Genomic DNA, 5,103 nt, shown 5'->3' with positions numbered 1-5,103 from the left:
CCGCTCCGCCACTAATTTGAAGGCCTTCCCTGATGGGAAGGCCTTTTTGCTATGGGTGGTTTTGTGAACTTCCCCCGATGGTTGCACACCGGAACCAACACAAAGCCCAGTCTCACGACCGGGTTAGCCTGCTGGTGAGCTGCCGACATCCCACCTAGATGGCAATACCTTCCCCTGTTGGCGTTCTTGCCACGGTTTTCACCTCTCTATCGCAGCACATCCCATGTTGACCATATTGTTTCACAGCAAGCTGATAGAGCTTGATGATTAAATCAGACAATCTGGTAACGGTACGTCATCGCTCCCGCTTGTTTGTGTACTCCCCTTGTTGGTTATGGATTTATTCCGTTAAAACAGTCTCTTATCAAGAGAGGCCAGTTATATGGGGCTGTTCAGCAGGATAAATCGCACACCAATCAAATGATAATGATTATTGTTTGAATGATCTTGGCGGGGTCGTTACAATGCGAACCGATTAATAAAGTGCTTTTCAAATGAGCCTTTTCTAATGCTGCGTCTGGCCGGATGCCAGGGCGTTGTAATGAGTGAAGTAAGGGAATACGTCACCTTCCTACTAATAATGTTCAGGCTAAAACATGACAACAGTGAAACCGAACAAGCTTGCCTTGCTGATCTGCTCCCTTCTTGCGACCCAGGCCTATGCTGCCGAACAAGAGGTGATGGTCGTCACCGCTTCCGGCTTCCAGCAGAAGATTGAAGACTCTGCCGCCTCTATCTCCGTCATTACTCGTGAACAGTTGGAAAAGCGCGCCTATCGCGATGTGACCGACGCACTGAAGGATGTTCCCGGTGTGGTGGTGACCGGAGGTGGCAGCAGCAGTGATATCAGCATTCGCGGTATGGGCTCGAAATACACCCTGATGCTGGTTGATGGCAAGAAGGTGGATAGCCGCGGTACTCGTCCCAATAGCGATGGCCCGGGCATTGAGCAGGGGTGGTTGCCGCCATTGCAGGCGATCGAGCGGATTGAGGTCGTCCGTGGCCCCATGTCATCCCGTTATGGTTCCGATGCCATGGGGGGCGTGATTAACGTGATTACCCGCAAGACCACCGGTCTGGCTTGGCAGGGATCGGTTCATGCTGATTCTACCTTCCAGGAGAACAAGGATGCTGGCAACAGCTTCCAGACCGATGCCTATACCGCAGGTTCACTGATCGATGGCGTGTTGGGGCTGCGTTTCAACGGTCAGCTCGCCCATCGTGGTGAAGACAAATTTACCCAGGGTTTTGCCGAGCAGGAGACTCGCAGTGGCACGGCGGTGCTCAGCTTCAAGCCTGACGACCATAACCGCTTCGATCTGGAAGCCAGTCGCAGTCTGCAGGATCGGGATCGCACGGCCGGCAATTCGCTGGCTGTGAAGGCGAAAGATAGCCTTAATCGCTACGAGCGCACCAACTATGCGCTGACCCATGATGGCCAGTATGATTTCGGCTCTTCCAGCAGCTATCTGCAGCAGGAGACCAACACCAACCCCGGCCGCAAGATGGAGCTTACCAACACCATCGCCGATACCCATACCCAGTTTATTCTGGGTGATCACTACCTGAGCGTTGGTGGTCAGTATCGCTATGAGGATCTGCACGATCAGGGCAATACCCTGAAGGTGGCCAACCCTGCCGAGCAGCTGACCCGCTGGAGCTGGGCGATGTTTGTCGAGGATGAGTGGTCACTCACTGACAGCTTTGCCCTGACCGGTGGCGCCCGCATGGATCGGGATCAGAATTACGGCTCTCACTGGAGCCCGCGCCTCTACGGCGTCTGGCATCTGGATGATAGCTGGACCCTGAAAGGGGGCGTATCAACCGGTTACCGCTCCCCTGACTTGCGGATGTCGGCGGCCAACTGGGGTCAGGTCACCGGTGGTGGCAGCTTGGATGGCATGCTGGTCGGTAACCCGGACCTCAAACCCGAGACTAGCGTGAGTGAAGAGATCGGCCTGCTGTGGAACGGTCATCAGGGCTTCAACGCCGGGGTTACCCTGTTCAACACCGACTTCAAGAACAAGATATCCGAAGTGCGTCGTTGCACCAGCAAGAGCGATCCCGCCTGTACCCTCAATGGTCACAGCTATGACTTCATCAGTGATCGGGTCAACGTCGACAAGGCGAACATGCGCGGTGTCGAGGGGATGATGGATTGGGCCATCAATGAGGATTGGTCGGTCAGCTCCAGCTACACCTTTACCCAGTCCGAGCAGAAGAGTGGTCCGCTGGCGGGTCATGCCCTCAACCAGATGCCCCGTCACATGTTCAACGGTAGTGTTGACTGGCAAACCACCGAGGATCTCAGCCTCTGGTCACGGGTCAACTTCCGTGGCGAGACCTCCGAGTACCTGAGCCGGGTCAAGATGGCGGAGGGGACTCCTTCCTACACCTTCTTTGACATGGGCCTGGTCTACAAGGCCAACAAGCATCTGGATCTGACCGCCGGGGTCTACAACCTGTTCGACAAGACGGTGGATTACAGCAGCTATGGCACTGTGCTGGATGGTCGCCGCTACAACCTGGGCGTGACTTACAACTTCTGATAGGGAACCTGTCATGCGGCCGCCATCTTCCGATGGCGGCCGTTTTTATTGCGTGTCCGTCAGGGGATTATGCCTGATAGGCGGCGGCTTGCCAGGTATTGCGCCCCAGTCCCTTGGCCTGATACATGAGGGCGTCAGCCTGCCGTAGTAGTTGGTCGGCATCAGCCTCTCTCTCTGCGGCGACCCAGACTGCCCCGGTGCTGATGGAGAGGGTCACCTCGCCGCTGCTGGTGTGCAGGGTTTGCCGGTTGCTCTCCAGGCAGATACGCTCGGCCCATTGCTCTGTCTCTGCCAATGTGGCCAGCGGCAGCAGCAGGCAAAACTCTTCGCCGCCGATGCGGGCTAGCAGAGCCTCTTCGGGCAACAGGTTGGTCACAGTCGTGGCCAGCTTTTCCAGCAACAGATCCCCGATGCCATGACCAAAGCGGTCATTGGTCTCCTTGAAGTGATCCACATCGAACAGCAACAGGGCACAGGGCTCCCCGCTTGCCAGTCGTTGCTCCATGGCGGGCATAAATGCCCGTCGGTTGAGCAGGCCGGTCAGGGGGTCGGTACTTGCCTGCTTCTCCAGTCTGGCGTTGGCGCGGCTTAACTCGGTGGTACGGCTGGCAACGGCGCGGCGCAATTGCACTATGTAGGCCACCATGATCAATGCACCGGCCAGCAGTAGCCAGGGACCGAGATGGATGGGGTAGACGGTTTCGACATGCATCCATTTGCGGATGATCCGCTCCCGATCGCTCTCTTTGAGCTTGGCGAACCCCTCTTCCAGCCGGTTTAACAGGGCAAGGTCGCCCTTTTTCACTGCAAAGCGGATCTGGTCGGTATAGAGGTGGCGAACCGGAATAAAGCGGGTGGGATCGTCCGAGGTATAGATGTAGAAGTTGGCGACCTGCAGATCGGCGATAAAGGCCTTCACTTCACCCTTGAAGGCCGCAGCCAGCATGGTGTCATTGTCATTGAAGGTTTGCAGTCTGGTGCCGGGGAAGTAGCGTCTGGCGTAATACTCCTCGTAGCCACCGGCTACCACACCGACCGTTTCATGGAGCAGGTAGTAGTGGACATCGGTGCCGCGCAATTCGCTCGAGAAGAAGAGTTGGGAGTCGAGCTGGGCGAGAGGCCGGCCATAGTCGAACAGTTTGTCCCGCTCCGGTGACCAGAGCAGTCCGGCGTGAACGTCCGCTTTCCCCTCATGGAGCATGTCGAGGGAGCCTTGCCAGTCGACCAGCCTGAACTCGATCTTCTGGCCGGTCACCCGGGCATATTCACGCCACAAATCGATCAGCAGGCCATCCGGCTGGCCCGACTCATTGATATAGGAGAAGGGCTGCCAGGCTTTGGAGTTGGTAATGATGATCGGTTCTTCCGGGGCTTTGGCCCAGGCAGGCAGGGCAAGGGCGAGCAGCAGGAGCCCCCACCCGATACTGACTATGACTCCTGTCCTGGAAGAGGCCATCCTTGCTCCAATCCGTTGCCGTATATCGTCACGTGGTCACCGATTATCACCGTCTTTCTGATCGAAGAACAAGTGCTCAAATGATGAAGTTTGCATGATGCAAATGGCGCCATGACAAGGCTGGCGGATAGAGTGACTACTTACAGCGGCAGGCTGATCCGCGCCTCCAGTCCCCCTTGTGGCCGATTGAGCAGGGTCAGCTCGCCGCCGTGCTGATGGACCAGAGTGCGGGCGATGGAGAGCCCCAGCCCCACGCTGCCGGACTCGGTGTTGCGCGCCTCGTCGAGCCGCACGAAGGGTTTGAACACATCCTCGAGCCGTGCCGGATCGATCCCCGGCCCGTTATCGCAGACCCGGATCAACAGCTCTTCCTTGCGCCGCTCCAGCGACACTTCGGCGCTGCCGGCATATTTGATGGCGTTGCCGATCAGATTCTGCAGCACCCGGCGCAGTGTGTTGGCCCGGCAGGCGTAGACCTCTTTGCCCTCCGCCAGACAGGTGACCGGCTGGCCGGTATCGGCGTAGTCATCGCACAGGCTGACCAGCAGGCTGACCAGATCCAGTTCGCGAGTGGCCTCCTGCTGCCCCTCCTCGCGAGCAAAGCTGAGGGTGGCCGCCAGCATCTGTTCCATCTGTTGCAGGGTCTGCTGGATCCGCTCCTTGTCCTCGCTATCGGCCAGAAACTCGGTGCGTAGCCGCAGGCTGGTGATGGGGGTGCGCAGATCGTGGGAGATGGCCGCCAGCATCCGGGTTCTGTCCTGCACGAAGCGGTCGAGCCGGGTGTGCATCCGGTTGAAGGCCTGAATCGATTCGCGGATCTCGGTCGGCCCCTCCTCTTTCAAGGGTTCGATATCCTCGCCCCGTCCTAGCCGCTCCGCATTGCCTGCCAGCTGCTTGAGCGGGCGGGTGGCACGGCGAAACAGCAGCACCATCAGCCCAATCACCAGACTGGCGACCAGCATCAGGTTGAGGGTGGTCTGCCAAGACCAGCTGCCCGCCTCCTTGTCGACCAACGAACTGAACTGCAGCCAGCCCCCCTGCGGCAGTTCGATGGAGCCGTAGAGCCGCATATCCCGCGGCGGGGGCGGTCCCTTGCGA

General features: G+C 58.2%; 3 protein-coding genes. 1 reads left to right on the top strand and 2 read right to left on the bottom strand.

Annotated features, from left to right (window positions below; genetic code table 11):
- Nucleotides 1-596: 596 nt before the first annotated feature.
- A complete protein-coding gene (locus AACS18_RS15585) occupies nt 597-2,549 on the top strand; it encodes a ligand-gated channel protein (protein ID WP_181363298.1) in 1,953 nt (650 codons plus the stop codon).
- Nucleotides 2,550-2,616: 67 nt separating this feature from the next.
- Here the strand turns inward: AACS18_RS15585 and AACS18_RS15580 are convergent, their stop codons facing one another.
- Entirely contained in the window at nt 2,617-4,005 is a 1,389-nt protein-coding gene (locus tag AACS18_RS15580) for a transporter substrate-binding domain-containing diguanylate cyclase (protein WP_108612651.1), read from the bottom strand.
- A gap of 140 nt (nt 4,006-4,145) precedes the next feature.
- Nucleotides 4,146-5,103, bottom strand: a 958-nt coding sequence (locus tag AACS18_RS15575) for an ATP-binding protein (RefSeq protein ID WP_108612650.1), incomplete at its 5' end; no start/stop codon positions are given.

Origin of the sequence: Aeromonas sp. HMWF015, from assembly GCF_963878965.1 — a bacterium.
Lineage (GTDB): Bacteria > Pseudomonadota > Gammaproteobacteria > Enterobacterales > Aeromonadaceae > Aeromonas > Aeromonas veronii.
The sequence above is the reverse complement of the archived record's forward strand: the minus strand, read 5'-3'. Positions and strand labels throughout refer to the sequence as shown.

Coding starts and splice junctions, on each gene's coding strand:
- AACS18_RS15580 (WP_108612651.1), bottom strand. CDS start 4,005: ATGGCCTCTTCCAGGACAGGAGTCATAGTCAGTATCGGGTGGGGGCTC.
- AACS18_RS15585 (WP_181363298.1), top strand. CDS start 597: ATGACAACAGTGAAACCGAACAAGCTTGCCTTGCTGATCTGCTCCCTT.